The sequence below is a fragment of the Streptomyces erythrochromogenes genome, from assembly GCF_036170895.1.
GTDB classification, from domain to species: Bacteria; Actinomycetota; Actinomycetes; order Streptomycetales; family Streptomycetaceae; genus Streptomyces; species Streptomyces erythrochromogenes.
This window is the reverse complement of record NZ_CP108036.1, coordinates 7,718,491-7,744,058: the sequence shown is the minus strand read 5'-3', so window position 1 is coordinate 7,744,058 and position 25,568 is coordinate 7,718,491. Positions and strand designations below refer to the sequence as shown.

The window sequence follows — 25,568 nt, the reverse complement described above, 5'->3', positions numbered from 1 at the left end:
GGCCAGCACGGCCACGGTCGAGGTCAGGATCGCGGTCCTACGCATGTGGTTCCCCTCCGTCGGTCTCGTCATTGACGTGCTTGAACGTGGTGCGCAGGGACTGGTGCTCGCCGCCGGCCGTGTACGACAGGTCCACCACCGGCCGGTCCGGGCTGCCGAACACCACGACGAGCCTCGGCCCGCCGTCCCCGGCCGCCGCGGGCGTGGGCCCGGGCTCGCGCCCGGCGATCGTCGCGACCCTTTCGGTGCCCGCCCACCTGCGCTCCACCCGGATCTCGCGCACGTCCGGCCGGGCCAGCCCGGCCAGCCGGACCCCCACGCAAGAGGACCCGGAGTCCTTCAGGTTGCGCACCAACTGCCAGTCGCTCCCGGCCCATTGGCCCTCCGCCAACACGGAGGCCCGGCCGGGGCCGGAGCGACCGGGGTCTCCCGCCGGCCGGTCGGCGGGGCCTGCGCAGCCCGTCCTCGGGTGCCGCGGCGTGTGCGCCCTTGCCCCGGTGTTCGCCGCCCGGTGCCCCCTCGTCGCGGCGAGCACCGGGCCGATCCCGGTCTCAGGGCGTGTGGACGGTTGTGTTCGTCGTCGTGCCGTCGTCGTCCTGGACCTCCGGCTCAGCAGGCTGTTGCGGCGCGGGCGGGGTGCGGATCAGCAACGCGACCAGCACGGCCAGGACGCCGAGCGCGGCGCCGACGCCGAATCCCCATTGGACGCCCGTGGCAAGGGCGCCGGTGGCGTCGGCGCCATCCGCTGCCGCTGTGGCTGCCCGTCCCGACATGACACTGATGACCAGGGCCGTTCCGGCGGCGGCCGCGACCTGTTGGAGCGAACCCAGAATGGCGGAGCCATGGGGGTAGAGGTGCGGTGGCAGTACGGACAGACCGGAGGTGAAGACGGGGGTGAAAACGAACGCCATGCCCGCACTCAGGGCCACGTGAAGGGCGAGCACCAGCCACGGGGAGGTCTGTTCGCCCGTGAGTGCGAACAGCGCGAGGCACAGTGCTGTGAGTACGGCGCCGGGTACGACCAGGCGTGGTGCGCCGAGTCGGTCGTAGAGCTTGCCGACCTGTGGTCCGAGCAGGCCCATGGTCAGGCCGCCGGGGATGAGGAGCAGCCCGGTCTGCAGGGAGGTCAGGCCGCACACCTCCTGCAGGTAGATCGGCAGCAGGATGAACGCGCCCATGAGGGCCATGAACGAAAGACACATCAGGCCCAGGGCCACGGAGAAATGACGAAACGCCAGGGTGCGCAGGTCCAGTAGCGGGCTGGAGGAGCGCTGCAGTGCCAGTTGTCGCCATACGAACAGCCCTACGAGCACGGCGCCGGCCAGGGTGGTGGCCTCCGGGGGCACGAGGGCCTGGGCGGCGTTCTCGGCACCGAGTCCGCTCAGGCCGTAGACCAGGGCGCCGAAGCCCGCTGCCGCCAGGGGGACGGACATCCAGTCGATGGGGGCGGCCTGCGGCTCGCCGATGTTGATCAGGTTGCGCCGGCCGAACACGGCCATGGCTCCGGCGATGGGAAGCACGGCCAGGAACAGCAGGCGCCATGACCCCAGCTGCAGCAGCACACCGGAGACGGCGGGGCCGAGGGCGGGTGCGACGGAGATGACGAGGGTGATGTTGCCCATGACACGGCCGCGGTCATGCGGGGGTACAAGGGTCATCAGCGTCGTCATGAGCAGCGGCATCATGACGGCGGTGCCGCTGGCCTGGATGACACGGGCGGCCAGCAGCACGGGGAAGGCGGGCGCGACCGCGGCCAGGGCCGTGCCGGCGAGGAACAGCGCCATCGCGAGACCGAAGGCGGTCCGGGTCGTCACGCGCTGGAGGAACCACCCCGTCACCGGGATGACGACGGCCATGGTGAGCATGAAAGCCGTGGACAGCCACCCTGCGGCCGCTGCGGTGACCTCGAAATCGCGCATGAGCCGCGGGATCGCGTTCACCATGATCGTCTCGTTGAGGAGCACGACGAACGTGGACAGCACGAGGATCCGCAGCACGGCGGTGACGCGGGCGGGCGAGAGGGTGGGCGTTGCGTGTGGTGCGGGCATGATGCCTTCCGTCATGTGAGTGTCCTCCGTACCTGGCAGGTCACACTGACAGACTGCGGCGCCGGGAAGAACTCATCGGTCTCCCCCGATCCTGTCGGTGCCGCCGTCCAAGCTCAAACCATTTCCGACCGCTCGATCATGTCGATGACGTGCCGGCGTCAGGAGCTCGGCGAGCGGGGACCGTGTGGCAGATGTCCGGCGCACCGGCCGGATGCACGATCGCCTCGGCCAGGAGGACCTCGGCGCGGGTGTTGCAGCCGTCGGCGGGGACGTCGCCGGCGCTCCGGCGCCGGAGGGAGGTGCGCTGGTAGCCGGTCCGGCTCGCGGAAGTGTCGGCGACGACCGTCAGAGGCCTCGCCCAGGCGGTCGTGGGTGATCCGTGCCCACCATCGGCTCAAGGCCGCCCGTCCGGGTGGAATCTTTCCCCCGACCGGGGATCTCCGCTGGTCGCATGGGGTGAATGGGACGCGCCCTTCGTTTCCCGACCCCCTGCGGGAGGCGTTGATGAGGACGTGAATACCTCAAGCACCGTCCCGATACTGTCCGCCCCTCTCGCGACCGAGGCCCCGCTCACCGTGCACGACTCGGGCGCGGACACCGCGCCCGGCGTCATACTCATCCACTCCTGCACCACCCTCGGCACCACCCTGGTCGTCCACCTCGCGGGCGAGATCGACCACTTCAGCGCCGCTCCGCTGCGGGCGTTCCTGGCCTCGGCGGCCGACAACGGCCAAACCGGCCTGGTGCTGGACTGCTCGCGGGTCACCTTCTGCGACTCCGGTTTCCTGGCCGCCCTCGACTGGTGGCCCCGACAGGGACGCCGGCTCAGGCTCACCCGCCGCTCCCGAGCCGTGGAGCGCCTCCTGCGCGCGGCAGCCGCGGCGGCGCGACCTCCCCTCGGAACTCCGGCCCACCGCCGCCCGGCACCCCAGCGCCTGGGCTCTGCGGGGTAGCCGGCGGACGGGTGGTGGGCCCGCGTCGAGCCGCGGGCCCACCACCCGCACCATCAGCGGGACGAATCCTCAGCTCAGCCCTCGGTCCACGCGCGGAGCTTCTCCGGGTTGCGGACCGCCCAGATCCGGCTGACGCGGCCGTCGGTGATCTCGAAGGCGGCCACCGTCACCGGTACGCCGGTGTGTTGGGCGACGAGGCCGGGCCGGCCGTTGACCGTCCGCTCCAGGAGCTCCAGTCCGCGGGCCTTGTCGGCGATGTGGATCAGGTACTGGGCGATGTTCCTGCCGCCCTCGACGGGGCGCAGGACGGTGCCGACCATGCCGCCGCCGTCGGCGGTCATGACGGCGTCCGGGTCGAGGAGGCCGACGAGGGCCTCGATGTCCCTGGACTCCCACGCCTCCTTGAAGTTCCGTACCAGAGTGGCCTGGCCGGCGGCCGGGGCCGCCGCAGGCCGCCCGGCCCCGATCCGCCGCCGGGCCGACGACGCCAGCTGCCGGCAGGCCGCGGGCGTACGGCCGACGATCTCGGCGACCTCGGCGAAGGGGTACCGGAAGACGTCGTGCAGGATGAACGCGACGCGTTCGGCCGGCGTCATCGATTCCAGGATGACGAGGAAGGCCATGTTCACTGACTCGTCCAGGGTGACCTGGTCGGCGGGGTCGGCCGGTTCGAAACCGCCGCCCGTCCGCCCGGCGAACCACTCCCCGCGGTCGGGGAGCGGTTCGGGTATCCACGCGCCGACGTAGCGCTCGCGCCGGGCCCGCGCCGAACCGAGCACGTCGAGGCAGATGCGGCCGGCGACCTTCGTCAGCCAGGCGCCGGGCGATTCGATGGCCTCCTGCTGCTCCCGCGACATCGCGTACCAGCGCGTGTACGTCTCCTGCACGACGTCCTCGGCCTCGGCCAGCGAACCGAGCAGGCGGTAGCCGAGATTGATCAGCTGGCGCCGCTCGCCGACGATCGCGTTCAGGTCCGGCGTGGCCTCGTGGTGCCCGGGCCCGGATGGGGTGTTCATGGTCGCGGCTGCTCCCTCGCTCGTCACGTCCGCTTCTCTCTCGCCGCTACGACGAAACGCGGCCCCGCTTTGTGAGGCGGGCCCCGCCTCACATTTCGCGGGCCCACGTCGTCGGACCGTCGAGACACCAATGATCCACAGCCGTAAGGCAGAAGAGGGGACCCGATCATGACCGCGCAGACGACGACAGCACCGGGCAGGCTCACCTTCCAGGGTGTCGCGATCGCCTTGCAGACCCTGTCCCTGCTCTTCCAGGCGGTCACCGCGGGGCTGTTGCTGTCCACGTCCTACGGCGAGGTGCTGCACAGCGTCGGAGCACGGGTGATGTACGGCGCGTCGATGCTGTACGTGCTCGCGGCGGTGCTGGCGTGGCGGCCGGGCGGCGGATCGCCCCGGCCCATACTGCACGCGTCCGGCTTCCTCGCACTCGCCTCGCTGCAGGTGGTCATCGGCATAGCGCACATGCCCGGGCTCCATGTCCCCCTGGGCGTCGTGATGTTCGCGCTGAGCGTGCTGGCCCTGCACCAGTCCCTGTCCACCGCCCCCCGCGTGGCGGCGTAGCGCCCGCCGGCCCGCCCGGCCCGAAGCGGGCGGGCGGGCCGGCGGGCCACCGCATCAGCCGAAGCTTCGCCGGTGTTCCCTGGTCTGCTGCGGGGGGATGGTGCGCAGTCGGCGGGCAGGGGGCCGACCCGGGTCGGTCCTGCGGGGCTCCTCGTCACCGGATCGGGCTGCGGTCTGGTCGGGTTGCGCGGGTGCAACCGCCGGGACGAGCGCGATCGCAGCGATGGACGCCGCCACCACGACGAGGATGATTGCAATGCTCATGGACATGAATCCCGCCTTTCGCCTTGACCTTTACACCTTGTGGCTACTCAGCGTTTCCACTATCCACCGCTTTAAACACGTTAAGTGACGCCGGGGGCGGGCTGCGTCACTTCCCCGTCACTTCTTCTCGCAGGTGAACGTCACCGGTCCGCTCCGTGCGCTCATCTTCTGGTCGGGCAGGTGCAGCGTGGCGAAGACGGTCACCGTCGAGGCGTTCGGCCGGGCCGGTACGTCGGCCACGTGCAGCAGGGCCTGCGTCGTGGTACCGGCGGGGAAGTCGGCCGAGCCGGGTGAGACCGGCTTGGAGCCGCCGGCGAAGGTCCAGTGGAACCGGACCTTCCCCGGCCCTGTGGCCGTGATCTTGCCGTCGAACTCCGCCGTCGTCGGCTTGGCGCAGTCGATGACCGTTCCGGGCGGCGTCAGGACGACCACCTCGACCTTGCCGACCTTCACGCTCTGCTTGCCGCTGCCCTGCTCGTCGGCGGGCGGCGCGGCGCACGTGACGCGTACGTCCTGCTGGGCCCCGCGGGCCTTGAACGTGACGCGGTACGCGCCGTGGGTCACGCCCTGCCGGTCCAGTTCGCCCTTGCCGTTCACGGTGGCCCGGAAGGACGCCTTCGGTCCGTCGACGCGGACCGCCTGCTTCGCGGGGAACCCGCCGAGGTGGAGCTTGTAGCGGATGTCACCGCCCGGCTTGCCGCTGCCGACCGCGACCAGCTCGCAAGAGGGTGCCGCGGGTACGGCTCCCGGCTCGGTCTGCGGGCGGCCCTGGGCCGCGAAGGCCGGGGTGAGGCCGACCATGGAGGCGAGGAGCGGTGCCGCGAGAAGCAGAAGACGCCGATGCCGGTCGGTCTGCCGGTTCATCGTGCTGCCCTTCGTGAGGAGAGCCCCCGGGAGAGGACATCAGGATATCGGCCACCCCGCCGCACGGCACGACGTCACGGCTGTGGCGGGGCGGCGGTCAGGACAGCCGGCACGTGTGGAAGCGGCTGGAGCGCACGTGGCCGAAGGACGCCGCGAGCTGCGGGATCCCTTGGCCGGGCCGGACGGTCAGTCTCGATCCGGTGTAGTCGGGCTTGTTGTACACGGTCACGCAACGGCCCCGGCGCAAGCCGTCCGCGCTCCACGTCCTGCCCGCGTTCCACACCGACGCGGCGTCGTTGAACCCGACGTAGGCGGTCGTCTCGGGGTACCGGGGCATGTCCTGCGCCACGAGGCTGACCACACCGGTGTAGGCGGGGCCGGTCCATCCGCACAGCCATCCCGGGGCGCAGGGCGGTGCCGGGGCGGCGAGGCCGCCGGAGTCTGCCCGCGCGGCGGGGGTGAGGGCCAGCAGGAGGCTCAGGACCCCGAGGACGCTCACCGCCCTCGCCCTGCGGCGGGCCGCGCCGGCGGTGACGGCTTCGGGACATGGGCTCACAGGTCTCGCCTCCCGACTGCTGGGGGACTTCTGCGCTGCATGCTTCCATCGCACCTCTCCCCCACGGTGATCGCACGCCGTGCCCCCCGCACCCGCCGCCGCCGGCTGCCGGACGGGATCGCGGCAAGCCGCCCGTTGGCCGGTGGCGCTCCACTCCGCCCGCACCGGGCGGTTCAGTCGGTCGTGAGCAAGGTCCGTGCCAGGGTGCGGAGTTCTTCGTCCGGGTGGACTTGCGAGAAGGGCATCGCGGAGAGCAGGCGCAGCGGCGAGGAGGCGAAGTACCGCAGTCGCGGGCGCAGTTCATCGGGGACCCGGCCGATGGCGGCGAGGGCCTTGAGGGCGCACAGTCCGACCGGGGTCGGGCGGATCAGGGCGGCGAGGATCGGGACGGCCCGCTCCGGGGATCCTGTGACCTTTTGGTGGGCCTCGGCGGCCGCCATACGGGTCCACTCGTACCTGGCCGTCAGCAGCGGCTCGATGAGCGGCAGCAGCGGGGCGGCGGCGCTGCCCAGCGGCCGGAGGCTGCTCAGGTGCCAGTGAACGGGGCCCTGCGCCGTGAGCAGGCCTTCGAAGACGCGGAGTGCCGGTTCCGCCTCGCCGGTCAGCCGGTGGTGGGCCACGGCGGCTGCGGCGCTGAGCGAGGAGTCGGTGCTCTGCACGGCCTCGTGGAGCAGGGAGGTGATCTCCGGTGTCACGATGCCGCCCCGGCCGATCCCGCGGGCGGCCACGACGGCGGCGCGTCGGGTGCGCAGGCAGTCGAGCAGTTCCGGCTGCGCCTGCCGCGCGGCGGCGCCGTACTGCGCCAGGGCACCGATCAGGGCGATGGCCCCGTTCCCCGTGGCGCCGGCGGCCAGCGTACGGCGTATCACGGGTATCAGCCGGTCGGCGGCCTCGGGGAAGCACGAGGCGGCCGCGCTGAGGGTCTGCGGGCCGGGGTTGCGCAGCACCAGATCCAGCGCGCGGGGGTCGCGTGAGCGCACCAGGGCGAGAAGCGCGGGTGCGGCGGTCTCCTCCTCCCCGCGGGCGTGGTCGTACAGCGCGTCCCTGAGGTCGGCGCCGGGCTCGGGCAGGCGCTCGATCCATTCGCCGATGGTGGTGAGGCAGTGGACCGACGCGCGGGTGTCCCGCTGGTGCGGCAGGGCGGCGAGCATCAGGGCCAGCACCTCGGGTTCCCGGTCGCGCCAGGTCTCCGCGATCCGCCGGCCGAGCCAGGATCCCCGCGCACCGAGGTCTCCGGCCGCGATCCAGCGGGCGGCCGCGGCGAGTCCCGCGTCCACGTCGCGGGTGAGGAGGTCGGTGAGCTGGTCCTCCTGCGACCTGGTGCCCGCCCAGGGGAAACCGTCGTCTCCCGGATCCGGTTCGGCCCCGTCCTCGGCGAGGACGTCCACCAGCCGCTCCTCGTACGGCGGCCCGGACCGTTCGGCGGCGAGCATGGCGGCGGCCAGCCTGACCTCGGGGAGCGGGCTGTCGAGCGCCGCGGTCTCGCGGCCGAACCGGTCGAGGACGACCAGGGCGTCCGCCCGTACCGCCGCGACGGGATCGGTGGCGTACAGCTCGTCGACCCGGCGCTCGGCCGTGGCCCGCACCTCGGCGGGCAGCCGGCCGGCCACGGCGGCGACCACCCGGAGCGCCGCCCTGCGCACCGCGCGTTCGGCGTCGCCCAGACAGGGGAGCAGGTCCGGGAGCACCCGGGCGAGCTCGGCGCAGATCGCGGCGACCGAACTGCCGGGCCAGGAAGGCGATTCGGCGTCCTGCGGGTCGTGGTCGGCGAGGACGGCGAGCAGCATCAGCAACTCGTCGCGCCTGCCGGGGGCGTGGAGCACGGCGTGGGCGAGGAAGGGAACGGCGGGTGCGGAGGCCTGGTAGACGGTGCCCTGGTGGTGGATGTTGCCGTACAGCTCGTGGATCGCGTCGCCGACCGTGTCGTCGTCGTCCGCGTAGAGCGCCCTGATCAGTTCGGGCACGTCCTCGGCCGGGCCGTAGGCGTGGGTCAGGTCGTGCCAGTGGACGTGGTCCAGCTCGGCCGGAGATCTCATGGTGCGCGCTCCTCAGCGATCAAGTGTGCCGACCGTACCGATCACCACTGACAACGCCCCGCCGACAACGCCCCGCCCTCCCGCCGGGCGACGGGGGACGGGGCGGCGGGGCGTCGCGGGCGCACCGGGCGGCGTACGGTCGGCGCGGCGTCGGTCGACGCCCAGGAGGCGGCGGCGGTCGGCGGGGCTGGAGCGCAGGCCGCGCATGCTGAGGAACGGTTTCACGAAGTGGCCTCCGTCGTGCCGAGGTAGGCGCTCTGGACCTCGCCGGAGGCCCGCACCTCTTCCGGGGTGCCGGTTTCCAGGTGCCTGCCGAGGTGCATGACCGTGACGGTGTCGGCGAGCTCGAAGACCATGTCGAGGTCGTGTTCGATCAGGAGCACCGTCACTGGGGGACCCCGTACCTGCCGGTGCTGGACGAGGTCACGCTCGATCGCCACCCGGCCGACCTGCTGCTCAGCGGCGCGGGGACGTACATCGACGTCCTGATCGGCTGGACCAGGGAGGAGGCGAACTTCGCCTTCGCCCTCAGCGAGCCGTACGCCGGGACGACGAGGGAGCAGGTGCTCGCCAGAGCCCGCGACACCTTCGGGAGCCGGGCGGCCGAGGCCTGCACGGCGTACGAAGAGGCCCGGCCGGGCGCCCGCCCGCTGGACGTGCTCATGGATCTGATCACGGACGAGCTGTTCCGCATGCCCTGCGTGGCACTGGCCGAACGGCGGGCGGCCCGGGGACGTCCGGTCTGGGCGTACCAGTTCAACCTGCCGACACCCGCGCACGGCGGCCGGCTCGGAGCCGCGCACTGCCTGGAACTGCCGTTGGTGTTCGACAACTTCGACAAGTGGTCTCGGGCGCCCTTCCTCGCGGGGCTGGACCCCAGGGTCCGTGACGGGCTCGCCACGGCCGTACACGCGTCGTGGTTCTCCTTCATCCGCACCGGCGGCCCCAACCACCGCCCCATGCCGCGGTGGGAACGCTACGGCCGGGACTCCCGCACGACGATGACCCTCGACTCGGTGACCGCCACCGTCGAGGACGTCGCCGGGTACTGGCGCCGCCTGCACCACCCGGCGGCGCCGTGACCGCTCGGCCGCGGCCGGACTTCCTTCCTGCGGCGGATCGGCTGCGGCGCCGAGGGGGCGTTACGACGGGACCGGCGCCGGGGCTCCCGGGGCGTCGAGCCGCAGGCGGGTGGCGTCCCGGCTGGGGGGCGTTCCGAACTGCCGCCGGTATTCGCGACTGAACTGCGACGGGCTGTCGTAGCCGACGCGGTGGGCGACCCCGGTGACGTCGCCGGGCCGGGCGGCGAGCAGCAGGCGGGCTTCCTGGAGCCGGATCTGCTTCTGGAAGCGGAGCGGGCTCATCGCGGTGACCGCCTGGAAGTTCCGGTAGAAGGCGGACTGGCTCATGCCGGACAGCCGGGCCAGGTCCTCGACCCGGAACGGCTGCGCGTAGTGGCTGCGGATCCACGCCACCGCCCGCGCGACATGGCTCAGGCCGCTGTCGGCGAGACCGAGCTGGCGTACGGTGCCGCCCTGCTCCCCGGTCATCACCCGCCACAGGATCTCGCGCTTGATCAGCGGCGCGAGCACGGCACGGTCACGGGGCCGGTCGAGGAGGCGCAGCAGGCGCACCACGGCGTCGAGCAGTTCGTCGGGTGCGTCGCAGACGGCGAGGGCCGGCACGGCGGTGCCGCCGGCCCGGGGGACGTCCCCCGGGCCGGCGAGCAGCAGCAGTTCGGCGATGTCGGAGGGCTCCAGGACCAGCCCGAAGCCCAGCGCCGGTCGGTCGGGGCCGACGCGCAGGAACTGCCCGGTGACCGGCAGGTCCACGGAGGCCACGAGGTACTGCCCGGCGCCGTACTCCAGGACCCGGTCCCCGAGTGCGAGGCGCTTGGTGCCCTGCGCGATGACCGCGAGCACGGTGCCGGTGGTCGCCGGCTCCGGTGCGTCCGACCGGTCGACCTTCGATACGAGCACCCCGTCGACGGCCGTGGTCGCGTCGGGGCGCGCGTGCCGGGCGAGCAGGGTCCGCAGCTCTTCCAGGTCCATGGTTCCAGTGCAGCACAGGACCGGCCCGGACATCCCGCATGCGGGAGGATCGGGCACGTCTCATGGACGATCGTTCTACTGAAACGGCAGGTCAGAGGCGTCCAATGGAAGTACCGAATCCCCACCGGACTCCCAGGAGGACCATCATGCAGGTAGCCATCGTCACAGGCGCCAGCTCCGGCATCGGACAGGGCGCCGCCATCCGGATCGCCGCACGCGGGATCGGAGTGATCCTGACCTACGGCCGCAACGAGCAGGGTGCGGTGGACACCGTGGCCGCCATCGAGAGGGCGGGCGGTACGGCCGTCGCGCTCCACCTGGACCTCGGCGACAGCTCCGGCTTCGACGGCTTCCGCGACTCCGTGGCCGACGCGCTCCGCTCGACGTGGGACCGCGACGCCTTCGACCACCTGGTCAACAACGCCGGCATCGCGCAGACCTCGCTGATCGCGGACACCACCGAGGAGGACTTCGACCTGCTGATGCGCGTCCTGCTCAAGGGCCCGTACTTCCTGACCCAGCGGCTCCTGCCGCTGATGGCCGACGGAGGCTCCGTCGTGAACGTCAGCAGCAACGCGGCGTCCGCGACCTCCGGGCTGGAGCCCGGCTACGCGACGTACGCGGCGATGAAGGGCGGTCTGACCGTGCTGACCCGCTACATGGCCAAGGAGTTCAGTGCGCGCGGCATCCGCGTCAACGCGGTCTCGCCCGGCGCCACCCGCACCCGGCTCGCCGACGACGCGTTCACCCGCTTCCCGGAGGTCGTGCCGGCCATCGCCGCGAAGACCGCCTTCGGCCGGGTCGGCGAGCCCGACGACGTCGGTTCGCTGATCGCGGCGCTGGTCGGCGACGACGGCCGCTGGATCACCGCCCAGGACATCGAGGTGTCCGGCGGGTACCAGCTGTAGGCGGCCACCGGCCACCGGATGCAGGCCTCGCGGCCCGCTCCCGCGGGCCGGGGTGACCGGGGCCTGTCGGCCAATTCCGCCAACCGGGGAGGTGTGGCACCGATGTGGGCCCATCGGGGGTCGCCGTCGGCGCACCGACCCGCTCCGAACTGCACGGATATCCTCCGCCGGGCTTCCTGCCCGCTCGGCGCGGGGGCTCCCGGTCCGGCTCCGACTCCCGTTCCTTTTCGGGCAGTCGGGCGATCACGGGCTCGCACCTTAGCGGATGGAGGTCCATATCCTGCCCGAATACCTGATGTTCGCCACGTACCTGGCCTCCAACGCGTAGCGTCCCCCGTGCAACCCAGCCGGAGACGTGAAGCCGGCCAGGGCCGTGAAAACGAGGAGGCTGCAACGATGGTGAACGTGGAGACGTCCCTGAAAGAGGCGATGACCTCGATCGAGGGGAGCGTGGGGGCGGCATTGGTCGACTACACGAGCGGCATGGCCCTCGGCACGCTGGGGGGCGGCAAGGACCTCGACCTGACGGTCGCCGCCGCGGGCAACACCGATGTGATCCGGGCGAAGGCCCGCACCATGGAGATGCTGGGCATCAAGGAGGACATCGAGGACGTACTGATCACCCTCGGCAGCCAGTACCACCTCATCCGGCTGCTCAAGGGACGCGGGGGGAACGGCCTGTTCCTCTACATCGTCCTGGACAAGGCCAAGTCGAACCTGGCCATGGCCCGGCACCAGCTCAAGCGCATCGAAGCGGATCTGGAGCTCTAGCCGCCTTCCTGTACCCCGACTCTTTTTTTGCCCACGAGTTGAAGAAATCTTCAACTCGGCACATCCGAATGCTGTCACCGGAGGGTGGGGCGGAGCCGGGGTACAGGAGAATGGCTGGTCATGGTCACCGGGGGCGGGCCCGGCGGAACCGAACGCCGTCCCCCGTCCATAGGTCAGAACCCGGGTAGGAGCGTTGCCACATGCAGGTCCCGCTGTACCAGGCCAAGGCGGAGTTCTTCCGGATGCTCGGACACCCCGTCCGGATCCGCGTACTCGAACTCCTTCAGAACGGCCCCGTACCCGTGCGCGAGCTGCTGAACGAAATCGAGATCGAACCGTCCAACCTCTCGCAACAACTCGCGGTACTGCGCCGATCCGGCATCGTGGTCTCCATACGCGACGGCTCGACGGTCAGTTACGCCCTCGCCGGCGGCGATGTGGCGGAACTCCTGAGGGCCGCACGACGCATCCTCACCGAGCTGCTGGTCGGACAGAGCGAGCTGCTCGCCGAACTCCGGCATGCCGACACCTCGGTGCACACGGGCCCTCCCCCGCTGTAGCCCGGGCGGCAGCGCACGCCGCCGAGGCACCTCGAAAGGCGCCCCGGCGGCGGCGCGGGGGTGGCGCGCCGCGTCAGCCCTGGCAGAGGCCGCGAGCGTAGTCGTACGTCGCGGTGGCCTGCGAGTAGCGCCACTGCGGGTCCAGCAGGTCGCTCCCCAGCTGTCCGGCCGCGGCCGGGCTCTCGACGATGTAGCCGAAGTCCTGCAGCCAGGACGGGTAGAGGTTCTTGGAGCCGATGTAGAAGGCCGATCCGTCCACCGAGACCAGCTTGTGGTGCTGGGCGTACGGCTTGCCGTCCGCCCAGGTCGGCCGGTCGGACGCCCGGAACGTGGCGAGCTGGAGGTTCTCGCACATGGCCGTCCTCGCCCGGCCGCCGTCACCGGTCAGGGCCGCCACCCGGCCGCGCAGGGCGTCGCTCACCTCGTTGAGGGACTTGATCTGCGAGTAGCCGCCGCTGCCGATGGTGCCGCGGTTCGCCGGGTCGCTCACGACGATGCGGACCTTCACGCCGGAGACGAGCTTCGCGGCGAGGGCGTCGTAGAGGCGCACGTCGTAGCGGGGCAGCGGCGGGCAGGTTGCGTGCACGTCCTGCTGGGAGATCTCGATGTGCGAGTTCGCGCTGGAGACGAGGGCGCGCAGGGCACTCTCCTCCGGGTTGACGGTGTCGTAGTCCCGGTCGGCGTTGGTCTTGTCGGGCACCCCGATCCCGCACTTGGTGTCGCCGGCCGTGGGCAGGACGGGGCGGAAGGGCGAGGTGGGGTCGTTCTGGCGGATGCCGACGCCGAGACCGCCGACGGCGAGCGCGGGCACGTTCCCGCCGCCCGCCGGGTCGGCGGGCCGGGGCAGGGAGGGCATGCAGTCCGCGCCGGGCGAGGCGGCGAACCAGACCGAGCTCCAGCTGCTCTTGTTGCGGCAGGTCCAGTCCCACAGGGAGTCCAGGTAGCGGCCGGCGGAGCCGGCGGCGGGCCCCGACAGCGCGAGGTCGACGTCGGCGACCGGGTGGGTGGTCTCGAGGTAGTCGTCCTTCCAGCTGTTGATGCCGCCGGTGATCACCGAACCGCCGTCCACCACGACCAGCTTGGAGTGGTTCCAGGAGAAGGAGGTCTTCGACGTGGTCATCGAGGCCACGTTGAGGGTGATGTTGGCCGCGGCGGCCGGGCCGAGCTTCGCGAGCAGCTCGTCCCGGTAGGACGAGGGGATCACGGTGGAGTGGTAGATGGGCGCGGCGCCCACCATGATGCGCACCTTGAGCCGGTTGCCCTTCTGGGCGGACTCCTTCAGGCCCGCGACGATGGCCTCCTGGTAGCCGCCGTTGGGGAAGGGGGCGAGCGTCGATATGTCGACCGTCTCCCTGGCGGCGGCGATGTCCTGGCGCATCTTGTCCAGGAGACGGCGCGATCCGGGCCGGTCGGTGCATGCCGCGTCGCCCCAGCAGCCCGGCGTCTGGAGCAGCCAGTCGGCGCCGCCGGGCGTGGAGGAGCCGAGCCGGTTGCCGGAGGTGCGTTCCCAGACCGAGCCCTCCAGGCCCGGGGAGACCTGGCGCAGGGTCTGCTCGACCGAGTCCAGGTGGGGTGTGGGGGCCTCCGCGGCGCGGGCGGGAGCGGCGGTGGTGCCGAGGAGGGAGATGCCGAGCGCGAGGGCCGAAGTGGAGACGACGGCCGTCGTACGGACGGTGCGTGCCAATGTGGTTCCTTGACTGGGGGGTGGCTCGGGCCGGGAGCGCGGGTCGGCCACGCCTCCGACCTTGATCAACTCGCGCAAGTTACCAGGAAGTAGCCCGCTGTTCACCTTGCTCGGACGAGTTCCGGCCACCCCGGCCGGAGCACCGGGCGGGCCGGTCCGTCGCGCCCGTTCCGTACGCTGGTCGCATGCGCACGCGCCCCACTCTGAGCTGGACGCCCACCGAGGACCTGCCGCCCGGGACCACGGATCCGGGGCCGGTCGCCGACGCCCTGCGGGCCGGCGGTGTGCTGGTGCTCAGCGGGGCGGGCATCTCCACGGAGTCGGGCATCCCCGACTACCGGGGTGAGGGCGGGAGCCTGCGCCGGCACACCCCGATGACCTACCAGGAGTTCACCGCGAGCGCCCGGGCCCGGCGCCGCTACTGGGCGCGCAGCCACCTCGGCTGGCGGACCTTCGGCCGCGCCAGGCCGAACGCCGGCCACCGGGCCGTCACGGCCTTCGGGCGGCACGGGCTGCTCTCCGGGGTGATCACCCAGAACGTCGACGGCCTGCACCAGGCGGCCGGCAGCGAGGACGTGGTGGAACTCCACGGCAGCCTGGACCGGGTCGTTTGCCTGTCCTGCGGCGCCGCCGGCTCGCGCCGTGACCTCGCGCGACGGCTGGAGGAGGCCAACGCGGGCTTCGAGCCGGTGGCCGCCCGGCTGAACCCGGACGGCGACGCCGACCTCACCGACGAACAGGTCGGGGACTTCTCCGTGGTGCCGTGCACGCAGTGCGGGGGCGTCCTGAAACCGGATGTGGTGTTCTTCGGCGAAACGGTTCCCCCACGACGGGTCGAACGCTGCCGCGAGCTGGTCGACGGCGCGACCTCGCTGCTCGTCCTGGGCTCCTCACTGACGGTGATGTCGGGCCTCCGGTTCGTCCGGCAGGCGGCTCAGGCCGGCAAACCCGTCCTGATCGTCAACCGGGACCCCACACGCGGCGACCGGCACGCCGTGACCCGGGTCGCACTCCCCCTGGGCGCGGCCCTCACCACCCTGGCCGACCACCTGTCCATCCCGCTCGACGGCGGCCACACCAGCTGAGCGCCTGCCGCACTCGGGAGCCAGCCTTGCTCGACCCGGACCGCCTCGCCCTCCTCGTCGTCAAGCCGGGGCGTGACGCAGCACCTGACCAGGCTCATATCGCTGTGGATGCGGACGAGGGCCACACGCTGATCGCCTTCGACGAGCTGAGCCCCACCCCGGAGCGCCGGCCCGGCTGTACGCGGGTTCGCCGGGGCCGGCCCCGGCACCCTGCGCGGGCATTCGGGAGCACCTCGTCCGCCCGTTTCTGCGGCCTGGTCCCGGACACCGACCCCCGGTCCGGCTACCTCACGTACACCACGCTGCACCACCTGACCCGGGCGGCGCCGGTTCAGAGGCAGCCGCAGCCGGGGGCGTAGAGCGCCAGGAAGGCGGCGGTCGCTGCGGTGGCGGTGAAGACGACCGTGGTCACGGCCGCGAGTCCGCGCCGGCGGCGGCCCTTCGCCGGGGCGCGGAAGGTACGCCAGGCGCCGTGGGCCAGGGCGAGGCTCAGCAGCCCCGCGCCCGCGACGGTCACGCGGGGGCTGAAGGACCAGCTCACATAGACGATCAGGGCCAACAGGCCGAGCAGCGCGCAGGCGAGCAGGCTCAGCACCACCTCGGCCACCGCTTCACCGACCGACTCCACCAGGAATTCGCCGACACTCTTCGCCACGCTGCGCACTCCCACGGAACTCCCCCATCCTCATGTGTGCCGCAGTGGGAAAGACCCGCGGGGTGCCAGAAGGGTTGCGAGGCCCCGTCCGGCGGTATGCGCCATCATGGGCAGCGCCGTCAGCGCGTCAGCGCCGTACGAGGAAGGGGGCGGGGGGCGATGTCCGACATCCCGTCGTCCAAGGCCACCGGGATGCTGCACCACGTCGAGATCTGGGTGCCCGACCTCGGCCGGGCCGTTGCCTCCTTCGGCTGGCTGCTGGAGGCCATGGGCTACACGCCGTTCCAGAGCTGGAGCGACGGGCGGAGCTGGCGGCTCGGGGCGACCTATCTGGTGTTCGAGCAGTCCCCGGCCCTCACGGCCGACCGCCACGACCGGCGCCGGCCCGGGCTGAACCACCTGGCGTTCCACGTGGAGGACCACGAGACGGTGGAACGCCTGGTCGCGGAAGGCCGGCAGCACGGCTGGAGCCTGATGTTCCCCGACCGGCACCCGCACGCCGGCGGCGACCGCACCTACGCCGCGTACCTGGAGAACACCGACGGCTTCGAGGTCGAACTCGTCGCCGTCGACCGCCCCGCGCCCGGCTGACGGCTCGGGCAGATCCGGCACAATGGCCGCCCATGAACGACCTGTTGGGGGCCGTGCCCCCCGTGCGCCGCACCGGAGACGAACCGCTGCACCTGCACGGCACCGCCCATGGGACCGTGCTCGGCTTCTGGGGCTGGGCGTACTCGGGCCTGGCGGGCAGCACCCTGCGCGGAGCGCTGGCCGAGTACATCGTCGCGCTCGCGCTCGGTGCCGCCGGGGAAATGCGGGTGGGCTGGGACACGGTCGACCTGCGACTGCCGGACGGCCCCGGGGTCGAGGTCAAGTCCGCCGCGTACCTGCAGGACTGGGCACAGTCCCGGCCGTCGGCGATCTCCTTCTCGATCGCCCCGGCGGAGGGCTGGGACCCGGTGACCGGCGCCCCGGACCCCGAGCGGCTGCGGCGCGCCGACGTGTACGTCTTCTGCCTGCTGGACCACCTGGACAAGCCCACCCTGGATCCCCTCGACCTCTCCCAGTGGGCCTTCCACGTGCTCCCGACCCGGGTACTCGACGAGCGCAAGGGCGGCCGGCGGACCATCGGGCTCTCCGCCCTGCTCGCCCTGGACCCGGTGCGCACCGGCTTCGAGGGGCTGCGCGCGGCGGTCTTCGCCGCGGCCGGGGCTCAGGACGGCGCCACGGCCTGAGGTCCCGTCGGGGTCCTCCAGTGGCGCGGGCCGATGGCGGAGAGTTCGACCAACTCGCCGCGGACGGGGTCGTGGTGGGTGGGCCGGAAGCCGCGGAGGGTGCCGAGGCGGGCGCCCGTGGCGGGGTCCCAGATCTCCAGCCCGTCCTCCGACGAGGAGAACAGCAGGCCGTCCGCGGTGAAGAAGCGGCGGCCCTGCGGGCCGCCGAAGGTCGCGGTCTCGACGGGCCCGATGGCCTCGGCGGTCCCGGCGGGTCCGCAGCGGGTGAGGACGAAGACGCTTGCCCCGGGGACCAGTTCGTCATCGTCGTCGCCGAGACCCTGCGGGCCGGGACCGCGGGTGCCGGTGCGACGATACGGGACGCGCGAGAGCGGTGAGACCGCCTCGGCCGGGAGGCCCTCGGCGCCGGCCGTCCGGCCTGGCTTTCCCGGATTCCTCAGGCCGCACGAACCGGGCGCCGTGGATCGATGCCGGTCCGCACCGGTATCGTCGCTCCGTGCTCCAACTGATCGCCCCCACCACCGCCTTGCACTCCTCCTGGCTCGTAGCGCATCACGAGTGGGGCACGGGCCTCCACGAGGACGGGTTCGGGCTGGGGCCGTCCGACGAGGTCGAGTCACCGGAGGGGTTCGCGGCCTGGGTGGCGCTACTGGCCGGCGCGTCGGGCGCGAAAGCGGCTGGTACCGACCACGGTTGCACGTACCGATGGATCGTCGAAGGCGATCGGGTGGAGGGCGGGATCGCACTTCGGCATGGGCTCACCGGCCATGTGCTGGAGTTCGGCCACATCGGCTACGGCATCCGGCCGTCTTCACGTGGACGCGGGCTGGCCACCTGGGCGCTGGGCCGGATGCTCGACGAGGCGCGGGCACTCGGCCTGGACCGGGTACTGCTCGTCTGCGAGGTCGACAACCTTGCTTCGGTGGCAACGGTGGAGCGGGGCGGTGGCGTCCTCGAAGGCATCCGGGACACCGGACACGGTCCCGCACGGCGGTACTGGATCGAACTCTGATCTGCGGTTCCAGCGGGGACCCGGAGCCGGCGGTGTGCCGCATGCGTGCCACCGGGCCGTCCTCCCGGGTCTGGTGAACCGGTGGTTCACCCGAGGCGCCGCATCTGACGCAGGGCCAGCAGGCCGCCGATGCCGGGGATCCAGGCCTGCCACCTCGCCGCCGGGTCGGCGCAGGCCCGCCGGACGGCCAGGATGACGATCAGATAGGCCGTGCCGTGCACGGGGCCGCCCAGGGAGGCGACCGCCTCGGTGTGCACGGTGAGGAGGTTGGCCAGGAGGAGGGCCAGGGAGGCGGCTTCCACCTGGGCCGCGATCCGCAGGACGCGCACGCCGGTCACGCTCCCGTGGTGGAGCCGGGGCGGACGATCATCAGGACGACGACGACCGCCCAGAGGAGGTTGAACACGCCGGTGACCATGGCCAGCCGGGCTGCGCCCGACTTCTCCGGACTGCCGAGCAGCCGCTGCTGCCCGGGCAGGATCCCCAGGGCGAGCAGGGCCGCAGCCGCTGCGGTGAGCACGATCGAGATCAGCAGCCAGGCGTCCGTCAGGACGCCGAGCCGGGCTCCGGTGGCGACGCCGAAGACGGGTACGGCGATGCCGACGAGCGTGTAGCCGCGGCAGATCCGGTGCAGCACCTTCGCCGTCTGCAGTGCTTCGCCGTCCTGGGACGGAGTGCGGGTGTAGCGCGGGAACATCGAGGCCGCGACCGCGATCGGGCCGATCGCCAGGATCGCCGCCAGAACGTGGACGGACAGCAGCAGTTTGGTCACCAGGGCACTCCGGAGCTCAACGGCGGACGGTGGATGTCGACGGTTCTATGGATCGACTGACAATGGATTGCCAGGCAACCTATACGACGATTCCACGGTTTGGGTAGGCTGCCTCACCATGAAGGCGAGTGAGGTACGCGGGCACCTGGACGGGCTGCTGCTGTCCGTGCTCGAATCGGGCCCCCTGCACGGCTACGCGGTGATCACCGCCGTCCAGGAGCGCAGCAACGGCGTGCTGGAGCTCCGCAAGGGCACCATCTACCCCGCGCTGAACCGGCTGGAGCGGCTCGGCCTGCTCTCCAGCACCTGGGAGTCCGTGGGCGAGCGCCGACGGCGCTGTTACGAGCTGACCGACGCCGGCAGGCGCAGCCTGGACTCGGAGCGGAAGGTGTGGCGGGAGTTCACCGCCGCGATCGGCTCGGTGCTCGAACCGGTGCAGCCGCGGACGGCGACGTGAGCGCGGAGGGCAGCTCCGGCGGGGCGGGCGCCGCCGGAGCCGGCGCGGACGCTGCCGACCCCATCGAGGCCCACGTGGCCGAGCTGGCGGCCGTCCTGCACGGCGCGGAGCGCGAGAAGGCGCGGATGCTGTCCGAGCTGCGCGAGGGACTGCTCGACGCCGCGGCGGAGCTGGCCCCCGGGTGCCAGCCCGACCACGAGGCGGCGCGGGAGGCGGTGCGCCAGTTCGGCGGCGTGGCCGAACTGGCGCCGGGCTTCCAGCGCGAACTCACCATCGTCCAGGCCCGGCACACCTCCCGCAGGATCCTGCTGCTCGCGCCGCTCCTGCTCCCCTGCTGGTACCTGCTCGCCGCAGCCGGGCCCACCGCGCACCGACTGCCGTACGCGGCCCAGGTACTGCTCGCCCACCTGGGCGGCACCGCCGCGGCCACCGCACTGGCGGCAGCGGCGTTCCTGGCCGCCACCGGCCGACTCGCCCGCCGGCTCTCCACCCCCGACCGGCTGCCGGTCATGGTCGCCTGGACGGGCACCACCGCCGCGGTCGCCCTGGCGCTGAGCGCGTTCACGCTCACCATCGCGTCGCTCCTCACGTCGAGCTGGCCGCTCTGCGCCCTCGCGGGCGCGGTCGCCATCGTCTTCCACGCGAAGATCGCCGCCTCCGCGCGCGCCTGCCGCCAGTGCGCCCGGCCGGCTGTGGCGGCCTGACCTGTCATCCGCCTCCGGCGCGCCGGACCTCGCGACACGGGGAACGGCTGCCGTCGGTACGGAGGTGGTGCTCATGGCGGCCGGGGCCGCCGGGGGTTGAACCCCGGCCGTGCCGGGGTCAGCCGGTGCGCGCGTTCCAGGGGATCTCGGCCCAGACCTGCTTGCCGCCGCTGAGCGGTACCGAGCCCCAGGCCGTCGCCGTCGCCTCGACGATGAGCAGGCCGCGGCCGCCGGTCGACTCCCAGCTCACCGACACCGGTTTGACGGGGCTGCGCGGCGAGGCGTCGTTCACGGCGATCCGCAGCCGGTCCGTCGACAGGGTCAGGTCCATCCCCACCTCGCCCTGCGTGTGCGCGATCGCGTTGGTGACCAGTTCGGACACGATCAGCAGTGCCGTGTCGAGTTCCTCCACCACGCCCCAGGACCGCAGCGTGCGCGCGGTGAATCGGCGCGCGTGCAGGACGGCCTTGGGCAGGCGCCACACCGTCCAGTGGCTCCGCTTGGGCCGGCCCGCCGTGCCGTCGTAGCGCAGCAGCAGCAACGCCACGTCGTCGTCGCGGCGGCCCACGCTCCCGACCAGGTCGTCGGCCACCCCTCCGGCGTCGAGCGGGTCGGCCTCGATGAGCGCGTCACACACCCGCCGCATGCCCTCCTCCAGGGGCAGTCGGGCGGACTCGACCAGGCCGTCGGTCAGCAGGACGAGCAGGGTTCCGGGGAGCAGCCCCGCCTCGGTCATGGGGAATTCGGCTTCCGCGAGCACGCCCAGGGGCGGCCCGCCCTCGACCGCCATCTCCTCCGTGACGCCGTCGGGGTGGCGCACGACCGGCGGCAGGTGGCCGGCCCGTACGACCCTGGCGATGCCCTCCTCCATGTCGAGGTCCACGTACGTGCACGTGGCGAAGAGGTCGGTCTCCATGCCGACGAGCAGACGGTTGGCGCGCGCGACGACGACGTCGGGCGGGTGGCCCTCGACCGCGTACGCCCTGACCGCCGTGCGCATCTGGCCCATGATGGTGGCGGCTCCGGCGCTGTGCCCCTGGACGTCCCCGATGACGAACGCCACGTGACCGTCGCCGAGCGGGATGACGTCGTACCAGTCTCCGCCGACCTCCAGGCCCGCGGTCGCGGGCAGGTAGCGGGCGACGGCGACCCCGCCCGGCAGCTCGGGGAGCTTGCGGGGCAGCAGGCTGCGCTGGAGCATGGTGGCGAGTTCGTGGCGCGCGTCCAGTGCGTGGGCGCGTACCAGGGCCTGCCCGACCAGCCCCGCCGTCGCGGTCAGCAGCGACCGCTCCTCCGGTGCGAACCGGTGCTCCTCGTCCCAGCCCACGAGGCACACCCCGATCATCCGCCCCTCGGCGGGCAGCGGCAGCACCGCGAGGCCGCCGGGGCCGACGCCCAGGAGGCCGGGCTCGAGTGCCGCGCCCGGCGGCCACAGGCTCATGTGGCCGGCGCGCAGCGCGCTCTGCAGGGTGGGCAGGTCACCGAGTGGTACGTCGGGCCATTCGGAGCGCCATTCGGCGCGCCAGACCTCGGGCCAGGCGTCGAGTTCCGGGGGGTCGAGGGCGGTGACGATGAGGCGGTCGGGCTCCAGTTCGCCGACCGCGACGCGGGAGGCGCCGAGCGGTTCGCACAGGGCTTCGACCGCCAGCCGGCTGACTTCCCGGATGGTCGCCGCTCCCGCGAGGGTGGCCGACAGCCGCTGTACGAGGGACACCTCGTCGGCGCTGGGCCGCAGGTAGGAGGCGTCGGCCACCACGCCCAGGACGCGCTGCGGTGCGCCGTCGGAGTCCACCTCCACCCGGCAGCGCAGGCCCAGCCAGCGCAACTCGCCGCCCGGGCGGCGGATACGGAACGCCAGCTGCTGTCCGGCGGCGGCCAGCCGGTCCGGCTCCACGACCGCCATCAGCGCGGGCATGTCGTCGGGGACGGCGCAGGCGAGCAGGGTCTCCACCTGCCCGTCGAACTGTTCGGGAGACAGGCCCAGCAGTTCCAGCACGTGGGCGTGGGCCTCCATGCGGCCGGTTCCCAGGTCCAGGATGAAGGCGCCGCCCTGGTCGGGCACCAGGGACTGGACGAGGTGCGCCTGCGGGGCCCTGCGCCCGACGAAGCGGGCGGCGACCGATTCGAGCCCGGCGGCCACCTGGTCGGCGTACAGCTCCAGCAGGCTGCGGTCGTCGGCGCTGAAGCCCTCCCCGACCTCGCCGGCGACGACCAGGCAGCCCAGCTCCTGGTCGCCGTGTCCCAGGGGCAGGGCGCCCAGTGAGATCCGGGCCGGCGAGGTCGGGGCGCCGTCCCCGACCCGGGTGGGGAAGTGGTGGGGGTCCTCCTCGATGAAGGTGGCGAGCTCCTTGGGCGTCAGCCACAGGGGCCGGCCGGAGCGGAAGGCGTTGGCGGCGGGCGAATGGCCGGCGACGGCGAGGATGGCGGGGAGGCCGTAGAGGATCCCGCGGTTTCCGGTCAGCTCTGCCAGGTGGAGTTCCCGGTCCTGGTCGGCGGCGACGTAGACGGCGGCGAGCTGGGCCCCGCAGAACGCGAAGCGATGTCTGGTCACTGTCCGTACCGCCTCCTGCCGAGGGCCGTGCCGCCGAGCGCCCGCTCTCCCTCCATGCTGTCGTGCCCGGGACCTTTCGGGCGAGTCGGAAGGTCTCGGCCGGTCGGCGGTACGGCGCCACGGGCGGGGCGTGCCCCTGCGGATCGGTGCCGGAGCGGCGCCGCGTGCGGAGCTCCGCCGCTACGGCGTCCGGCGGGGCGCGGGAAGGGTGAGACGGGTGGCCGGGTCTGCGGCCGGAAGGGCGATGGGGCTGGCGCCGTCGTGGTCGTGCTCGACGTCCGTGAGCGGGCGGGTGCGTTCGGCCGCATGGGCCAGCCACGGCCAGATCCGGAACGGGTCGTCGGACACCGTCGCCGCGGCCCCGGTGCCGCTGATCCACGTCGTGAGGGTGAAGCGGTGGTCGGCGAAGTGCCCGCTGGGGCAGGTGGACGGGACGACCTCGTGGAAGGCGCCGGCCGGGAAGAACACGATGGTGTCGTGCTCGGGCTCGATGGTGCGGTAGGACTCCGCGGGCCGGGCTCCGCCGTCGGCGAGCAGGGTGTCGTACAGCCGGAGCTGGCCGCCGCCGAAGCCGCGCGGCCTGCGGTGGAGGTAGTACACGGCGGAGAGGGCCGTGCCGACGTCGCGGACCCGTGAGGCGTCGGTGTGGATGCCGTAGTGGCCGCCTTCGCCGTGCGACGTCAGGACCGTCAGGCTCTGTGTGAGCGCCGCCGGGTGGCCGAGGACCTCCTGGACCAGCGGCAGGCAGTCCGCCAGGTGCGCGCTGAACACGGAGCTGGTCACGGGGAGGACGAGGGAGCTGCGGCCCTTGTGGGAGACCTCGCCGGAGAGGGGGTCGAGGACCGTCCCCGCGCAGAAGTCGGCTTCCCGGGAGATCGCGTACGACAGGAGGGTGGCGGCACGTTCCGCGCCGAGGAAGTTCTCGAAGCGACACACCGGCGCCGGGACCACGGGGGCCGTGGACCACTGATCGGAGGGGGGCAGGGCCTGGGTGCCGATTTCCGCCGGGGTGGCCGATTCCATCGCGTATCCACTCATGGCCCGGAACCGTACGCGCGGTGGCGGGAGGCCCCGAAGGGGCACATGGGGGGCGCACCGGAGAACATCGGCCCGACCCCATGCGCTTACTGGCGAGGGCGGGAACACCCCTGCGGCGCGACGTCGCGCCGTGCGGCTCGGGGCGTACGCCGGCGCACGCGCCCCGGCCGCCGACTCCGCCCTTGCCCGAGGCATTGGCCGACTTTCGAGGCTGGTCACAGCACCCACCCATCCGTTAGATTAGGCAAGCCTTACCTAACCGGAGGTTCCGATGAGTGCTGCCGCCCTCCCTGCGGCCGAGGCGACCCTCGCCGAGCAGACCCGTTCCGTTCTCGCCCGCGCGGTGTCGCTGACCGTCACCACGAACGGGCTGCGCTACGACTTGGTCGGCCTGCACTCCGTCAACGCGAGAGGTCAGGTGCGGCTGCGGCTGCCGGCCGACAGCCTGCCGGCGGCGCACGTGGCGTGCGCGCCGCGCGGAGCCCTGGCCGCGCTGGTGGAGTTCACCGACATCGCACCCGTCGCCGTACGCGACCGGGTACGGGCCCGCGTGACGCTGTCCGGCTGGCTGACCCGGTCCGGGCAGGACGCCGCGACGGACGACGTCGACCTGCGCCTCGACGCGGCGCGCGTCACCCTGGCGACGCAGGAGGTGACGGTGAAGGTCGGCCTCGACGAACTCGTCCTCGCCCGGCCGGATCCGCTGGCCGTCGACGAGGATTCGCTGCTGACGCACCTGACCGACGCCCACCAGGACGCGGTGACCCGCCTGACCCGGCTGGCCGACCCCTGGCTCCTGCACGGCGCCGTCCGCGTCCTGCCCCTCGCCGTCGACCGCTACGGCATCACCCTGCGCTGCGAGTACGCTCGCAACCAGCGCGACCTCCGCCTGCCCTTCCCCGCGCCCGTGCGCGAGGCGTCCCAGGTCGGCGAGCAGATCCAGCTCCTGCTCGCCGCGGCCCAGGCCTGCCCGAGGCGCCGCCACCTGCCCGCCCGCTGGGCCGGCGGCTCCGCGACGGCCCGCAGCGCCACCGGGTGGCACCGATGGGCGGCGCCCCCGCGCGGTGCGGTGCGTGCGGCCGGGACGGAAGATGGAGGAGGACCGGGCGACGCGATGAGGTGAGCGGCATGACGATGCAGACCCCCTATCCGCCGGTCACGGTGTCGGCCAGGCTGGACGCGCCGCTCTCGCGCTGGCTGTGGCTGGTCAAGTGGATCCTCGCGATCCCCCACTACATCGTGCTGGCCTTCCTGTGGCTCGCTTTCCTGGTGGTCAGCGTGATCGCGTTCTTCGCGATCCTCTTCACCGAGCGCTACCCGCGAGCGCTGTTCGACTTCAACCTCGGAGTGCTCCGCTGGTCCTGGCGGGTCTCCTACTACGCGTACGGCGCCCTCGGCACCGACCGGTATCCGCCCTTCAGCCTCGGCCCCGAGCCCGACTACCCGGCCCGGCTGGACATCCTCTACCCCGAACGGCTCTCCCGCGGCCTGGTGCTGGTGAAGTGGTGGCTGCTCGCCATCCCGCAGTACCTCGTGATCGGCATCTTCACCGGCGCCGTGCACGGCTGCTGGTCGGCCGGCGGCCTGATCGGGCTCCTCGCCCTGATCGCGGTCGTCACGCTGGCCTTCAGCGAGAAGTACCCGCGCGACCTGTTCGACCTGATCATCGGCCTCAACCGGTGGGTGCTCCGGGTCACCGCCTACGCCTCCCTGATGACGGACGCGTACCCGCCGTTCCGTCTCGACATGGGCGGCGCCGAGCCCGTGGACATCACGGTCTGAACCGG

29 protein-coding genes are annotated in these 25,568 nt (G+C 72.6%); 14 read left to right on the top strand and 15 right to left on the bottom strand.

Annotated features, from left to right (window positions below; genetic code table 11):
- Window positions 1–37: 37 nt before the first annotated feature.
- Window positions 38–355, bottom strand: a complete 318-nt coding sequence (locus tag OHA91_RS35500) for a hypothetical protein (RefSeq protein WP_328740724.1) — start codon at window positions 353–355, stop codon at window positions 38–40.
- Window positions 356–551: 196 nt separating this feature from the next.
- Entirely contained in the window at window positions 552–2,063 is a 1,512-nt protein-coding gene (locus OHA91_RS35495; RefSeq protein WP_245240282.1) for a DHA2 family efflux MFS transporter permease subunit, read from the bottom strand.
- 497 nt (window positions 2,064–2,560) lie between these two features.
- Between OHA91_RS35495 and OHA91_RS35490 the strand changes: the two genes are divergently transcribed.
- Window positions 2,561–3,001, top strand: a complete 441-nt coding sequence (locus tag OHA91_RS35490; RefSeq protein WP_031157614.1) for an STAS domain-containing protein — start codon at window positions 2,561–2,563, stop codon at window positions 2,999–3,001.
- A gap of 74 nt (window positions 3,002–3,075) precedes the next feature.
- Here the strand turns inward: OHA91_RS35490 and sigJ are convergent, their stop codons facing one another.
- On the bottom strand, window positions 3,076–4,017 hold the full coding sequence (gene sigJ, locus OHA91_RS35485; RefSeq protein ID WP_031157613.1) for an RNA polymerase sigma factor SigJ: 942 nt from the start codon (window positions 4,015–4,017) through the stop codon (window positions 3,076–3,078).
- Between the two features lie 168 nt (window positions 4,018–4,185).
- Here sigJ and OHA91_RS35480 point away from each other — a divergent pair, with 168 nt between their 5' ends.
- The gene (locus OHA91_RS35480; protein WP_328740723.1) at window positions 4,186–4,578 is read left to right on the top strand and encodes a hypothetical protein; all 393 of its coding nucleotides are present in this window, start codon (window positions 4,186–4,188) and stop codon (window positions 4,576–4,578) included.
- Between the two features lie 54 nt (window positions 4,579–4,632).
- Here the strand turns inward: OHA91_RS35480 and OHA91_RS35475 are convergent, their stop codons facing one another.
- From OHA91_RS35475 to OHA91_RS35455, 5 genes are all read right to left on the bottom strand, one after another.
- Window positions 4,633–4,842, bottom strand: coding sequence for a hypothetical protein (locus tag OHA91_RS35475; RefSeq protein WP_158714910.1), 210 nt, complete (start codon window positions 4,840–4,842; stop codon window positions 4,633–4,635).
- A gap of 117 nt (window positions 4,843–4,959) precedes the next feature.
- Entirely contained in the window at window positions 4,960–5,706 is a 747-nt protein-coding gene (locus OHA91_RS35470; RefSeq protein ID WP_031157611.1) for a hypothetical protein, read from the bottom strand.
- 97 nt (window positions 5,707–5,803) lie between these two features.
- Window positions 5,804–6,262, bottom strand: a complete 459-nt coding sequence (locus tag OHA91_RS35465; RefSeq protein ID WP_266505324.1) for a peptidase inhibitor family I36 protein — start codon at window positions 6,260–6,262, stop codon at window positions 5,804–5,806.
- Between the two features lie 173 nt (window positions 6,263–6,435).
- Window positions 6,436–8,298 carry a hypothetical protein gene (locus tag OHA91_RS35460; RefSeq protein ID WP_328740722.1) on the bottom strand — a complete coding sequence of 621 codons (1,863 nt, stop codon included), beginning with the start codon at window positions 8,296–8,298 and terminating at the stop codon, window positions 6,436–6,438.
- A gap of 221 nt (window positions 8,299–8,519) precedes the next feature.
- Window positions 8,520–8,687, bottom strand: a complete 168-nt coding sequence (locus tag OHA91_RS35455) for an ABC transporter ATP-binding protein C-terminal domain-containing protein (protein WP_328740721.1) — start codon at window positions 8,685–8,687, stop codon at window positions 8,520–8,522.
- Between OHA91_RS35455 and OHA91_RS35450 the strand changes: the two genes are divergently transcribed.
- Complete coding sequence (locus tag OHA91_RS35450; protein ID WP_266505330.1) at window positions 8,664–9,380, top strand: carboxylesterase family protein; 717 nt, start codon at window positions 8,664–8,666, stop codon at window positions 9,378–9,380. The genes OHA91_RS35455 and OHA91_RS35450 overlap by 24 nt on opposite strands.
- A 60-nt stretch (window positions 9,381–9,440) precedes the next feature.
- Here the strand turns inward: OHA91_RS35450 and OHA91_RS35445 are convergent, their stop codons facing one another.
- The gene (locus OHA91_RS35445) at window positions 9,441–10,349 is read right to left on the bottom strand and encodes an AraC family transcriptional regulator (protein WP_031157607.1); all 909 of its coding nucleotides are present in this window, start codon (window positions 10,347–10,349) and stop codon (window positions 9,441–9,443) included.
- A gap of 146 nt (window positions 10,350–10,495) precedes the next feature.
- On the opposite strand from OHA91_RS35445, the gene OHA91_RS35440 reads away from it, so the two are divergent.
- The 3 genes from OHA91_RS35440 to OHA91_RS35430 all read left to right on the top strand — a co-directional run bounded on the left by OHA91_RS35440 (window position 10,496) and on the right by OHA91_RS35430 (window position 12,588).
- Complete coding sequence (locus tag OHA91_RS35440) at window positions 10,496–11,257, top strand: SDR family NAD(P)-dependent oxidoreductase (protein ID WP_031157606.1); 762 nt, start codon at window positions 10,496–10,498, stop codon at window positions 11,255–11,257.
- 396 nt (window positions 11,258–11,653) lie between these two features.
- On the top strand, window positions 11,654–12,028 hold the full coding sequence (locus tag OHA91_RS35435) for a hypothetical protein (RefSeq protein WP_030848047.1): 375 nt from the start codon (window positions 11,654–11,656) through the stop codon (window positions 12,026–12,028).
- Window positions 12,029–12,228: 200 nt separating this feature from the next.
- The gene (locus OHA91_RS35430) at window positions 12,229–12,588 is read left to right on the top strand and encodes an ArsR/SmtB family transcription factor (RefSeq protein ID WP_031157605.1); all 360 of its coding nucleotides are present in this window, start codon (window positions 12,229–12,231) and stop codon (window positions 12,586–12,588) included.
- A 73-nt stretch (window positions 12,589–12,661) separates the two neighbouring features.
- Here the strand turns inward: OHA91_RS35430 and OHA91_RS35425 are convergent, their stop codons facing one another.
- Window positions 12,662–14,272, bottom strand: coding sequence for a phospholipase D-like domain-containing protein (locus OHA91_RS35425; RefSeq protein WP_328740720.1), 1,611 nt, complete (start codon window positions 14,270–14,272; stop codon window positions 12,662–12,664).
- A gap of 185 nt (window positions 14,273–14,457) precedes the next feature.
- Here OHA91_RS35425 and OHA91_RS35420 point away from each other — a divergent pair, with 185 nt between their 5' ends.
- Window positions 14,458–15,357, top strand: coding sequence for an NAD-dependent protein deacetylase (locus tag OHA91_RS35420; RefSeq protein ID WP_031157603.1), 900 nt, complete (start codon window positions 14,458–14,460; stop codon window positions 15,355–15,357).
- Window positions 15,358–15,688: 331 nt separating this feature from the next.
- On the opposite strand, the gene OHA91_RS35415 is transcribed toward OHA91_RS35420, so the two are convergent.
- On the bottom strand, window positions 15,689–16,012 hold the full coding sequence (locus tag OHA91_RS35415; protein ID WP_266505344.1) for a lysine transporter LysE: 324 nt from the start codon (window positions 16,010–16,012) through the stop codon (window positions 15,689–15,691).
- 159 nt (window positions 16,013–16,171) lie between these two features.
- Here OHA91_RS35415 and OHA91_RS35410 point away from each other — a divergent pair, with 159 nt between their 5' ends.
- From OHA91_RS35410 to OHA91_RS35400, 3 genes are all read left to right on the top strand, one after another.
- The gene (locus OHA91_RS35410) at window positions 16,172–16,603 is read left to right on the top strand and encodes a VOC family protein (RefSeq protein ID WP_031157601.1); all 432 of its coding nucleotides are present in this window, start codon (window positions 16,172–16,174) and stop codon (window positions 16,601–16,603) included.
- A 32-nt stretch (window positions 16,604–16,635) separates the two neighbouring features.
- Window positions 16,636–17,247, top strand: coding sequence for a hypothetical protein (locus tag OHA91_RS35405; protein WP_328740719.1), 612 nt, complete (start codon window positions 16,636–16,638; stop codon window positions 17,245–17,247).
- A gap of 496 nt (window positions 17,248–17,743) precedes the next feature.
- Window positions 17,744–18,259 carry a GNAT family N-acetyltransferase gene (locus OHA91_RS35400; protein ID WP_266505349.1) on the top strand — a complete coding sequence of 172 codons (516 nt, stop codon included), beginning with the start codon at window positions 17,744–17,746 and terminating at the stop codon, window positions 18,257–18,259.
- Between the two features lie 86 nt (window positions 18,260–18,345).
- Here OHA91_RS35400 and OHA91_RS35395 read toward each other — a convergent pair whose 3' ends face one another.
- Both OHA91_RS35395 and OHA91_RS35390 read right to left on the bottom strand, forming a co-directional pair.
- Window positions 18,346–18,597 carry a hypothetical protein gene (locus tag OHA91_RS35395; RefSeq protein WP_381621540.1) on the bottom strand — a complete coding sequence of 84 codons (252 nt, stop codon included), beginning with the start codon at window positions 18,595–18,597 and terminating at the stop codon, window positions 18,346–18,348.
- Window positions 18,594–19,031: a hypothetical protein gene (locus tag OHA91_RS35390; protein WP_031157597.1), complete on the bottom strand. Its 438-nt coding sequence runs from the start codon at window positions 19,029–19,031 to the stop codon at window positions 18,594–18,596. Before OHA91_RS35390 ends, OHA91_RS35395 begins: the two co-directional genes overlap by 4 nt.
- A gap of 118 nt (window positions 19,032–19,149) precedes the next feature.
- On the opposite strand from OHA91_RS35390, the gene OHA91_RS35385 reads away from it, so the two are divergent.
- Window positions 19,150–19,488 (top strand): helix-turn-helix transcriptional regulator, encoded by a 339-nt coding sequence (locus tag OHA91_RS35385; RefSeq protein ID WP_031157596.1) that lies wholly within the window; start codon window positions 19,150–19,152, stop codon window positions 19,486–19,488.
- Window positions 19,485–20,192: a permease prefix domain 1-containing protein gene (locus tag OHA91_RS35380; protein ID WP_266505353.1), complete on the top strand. Its 708-nt coding sequence runs from the start codon at window positions 19,485–19,487 to the stop codon at window positions 20,190–20,192. Before OHA91_RS35385 ends, OHA91_RS35380 begins: the two co-directional genes overlap by 4 nt.
- Window positions 20,193–20,310: 118 nt before the next feature.
- Here OHA91_RS35380 and OHA91_RS35375 read toward each other — a convergent pair whose 3' ends face one another.
- Window positions 20,311–22,743: a SpoIIE family protein phosphatase gene (locus OHA91_RS35375; RefSeq protein ID WP_408059212.1), complete on the bottom strand. Its 2,433-nt coding sequence runs from the start codon at window positions 22,741–22,743 to the stop codon at window positions 20,311–20,313.
- Window positions 22,744–22,923: 180 nt separating this feature from the next.
- Window positions 22,924–23,781: a 2OG-Fe(II) oxygenase gene (locus OHA91_RS35370; protein ID WP_158714904.1), complete on the bottom strand. Its 858-nt coding sequence runs from the start codon at window positions 23,779–23,781 to the stop codon at window positions 22,924–22,926.
- Between the two features lie 271 nt (window positions 23,782–24,052).
- Between OHA91_RS35370 and OHA91_RS35365 the strand changes: the two genes are divergently transcribed.
- Both OHA91_RS35365 and OHA91_RS35360 read left to right on the top strand, forming a co-directional pair.
- A complete protein-coding gene (locus OHA91_RS35365) occupies window positions 24,053–24,904 on the top strand; it encodes a DUF2470 domain-containing protein (RefSeq protein WP_328740718.1) in 852 nt (283 codons plus the stop codon).
- Between the two features lie 5 nt (window positions 24,905–24,909).
- Window positions 24,910–25,563: a DUF4389 domain-containing protein gene (locus tag OHA91_RS35360; RefSeq protein ID WP_328740717.1), complete on the top strand. Its 654-nt coding sequence runs from the start codon at window positions 24,910–24,912 to the stop codon at window positions 25,561–25,563.
- Window positions 25,564–25,568 lie beyond the last annotated feature (5 nt).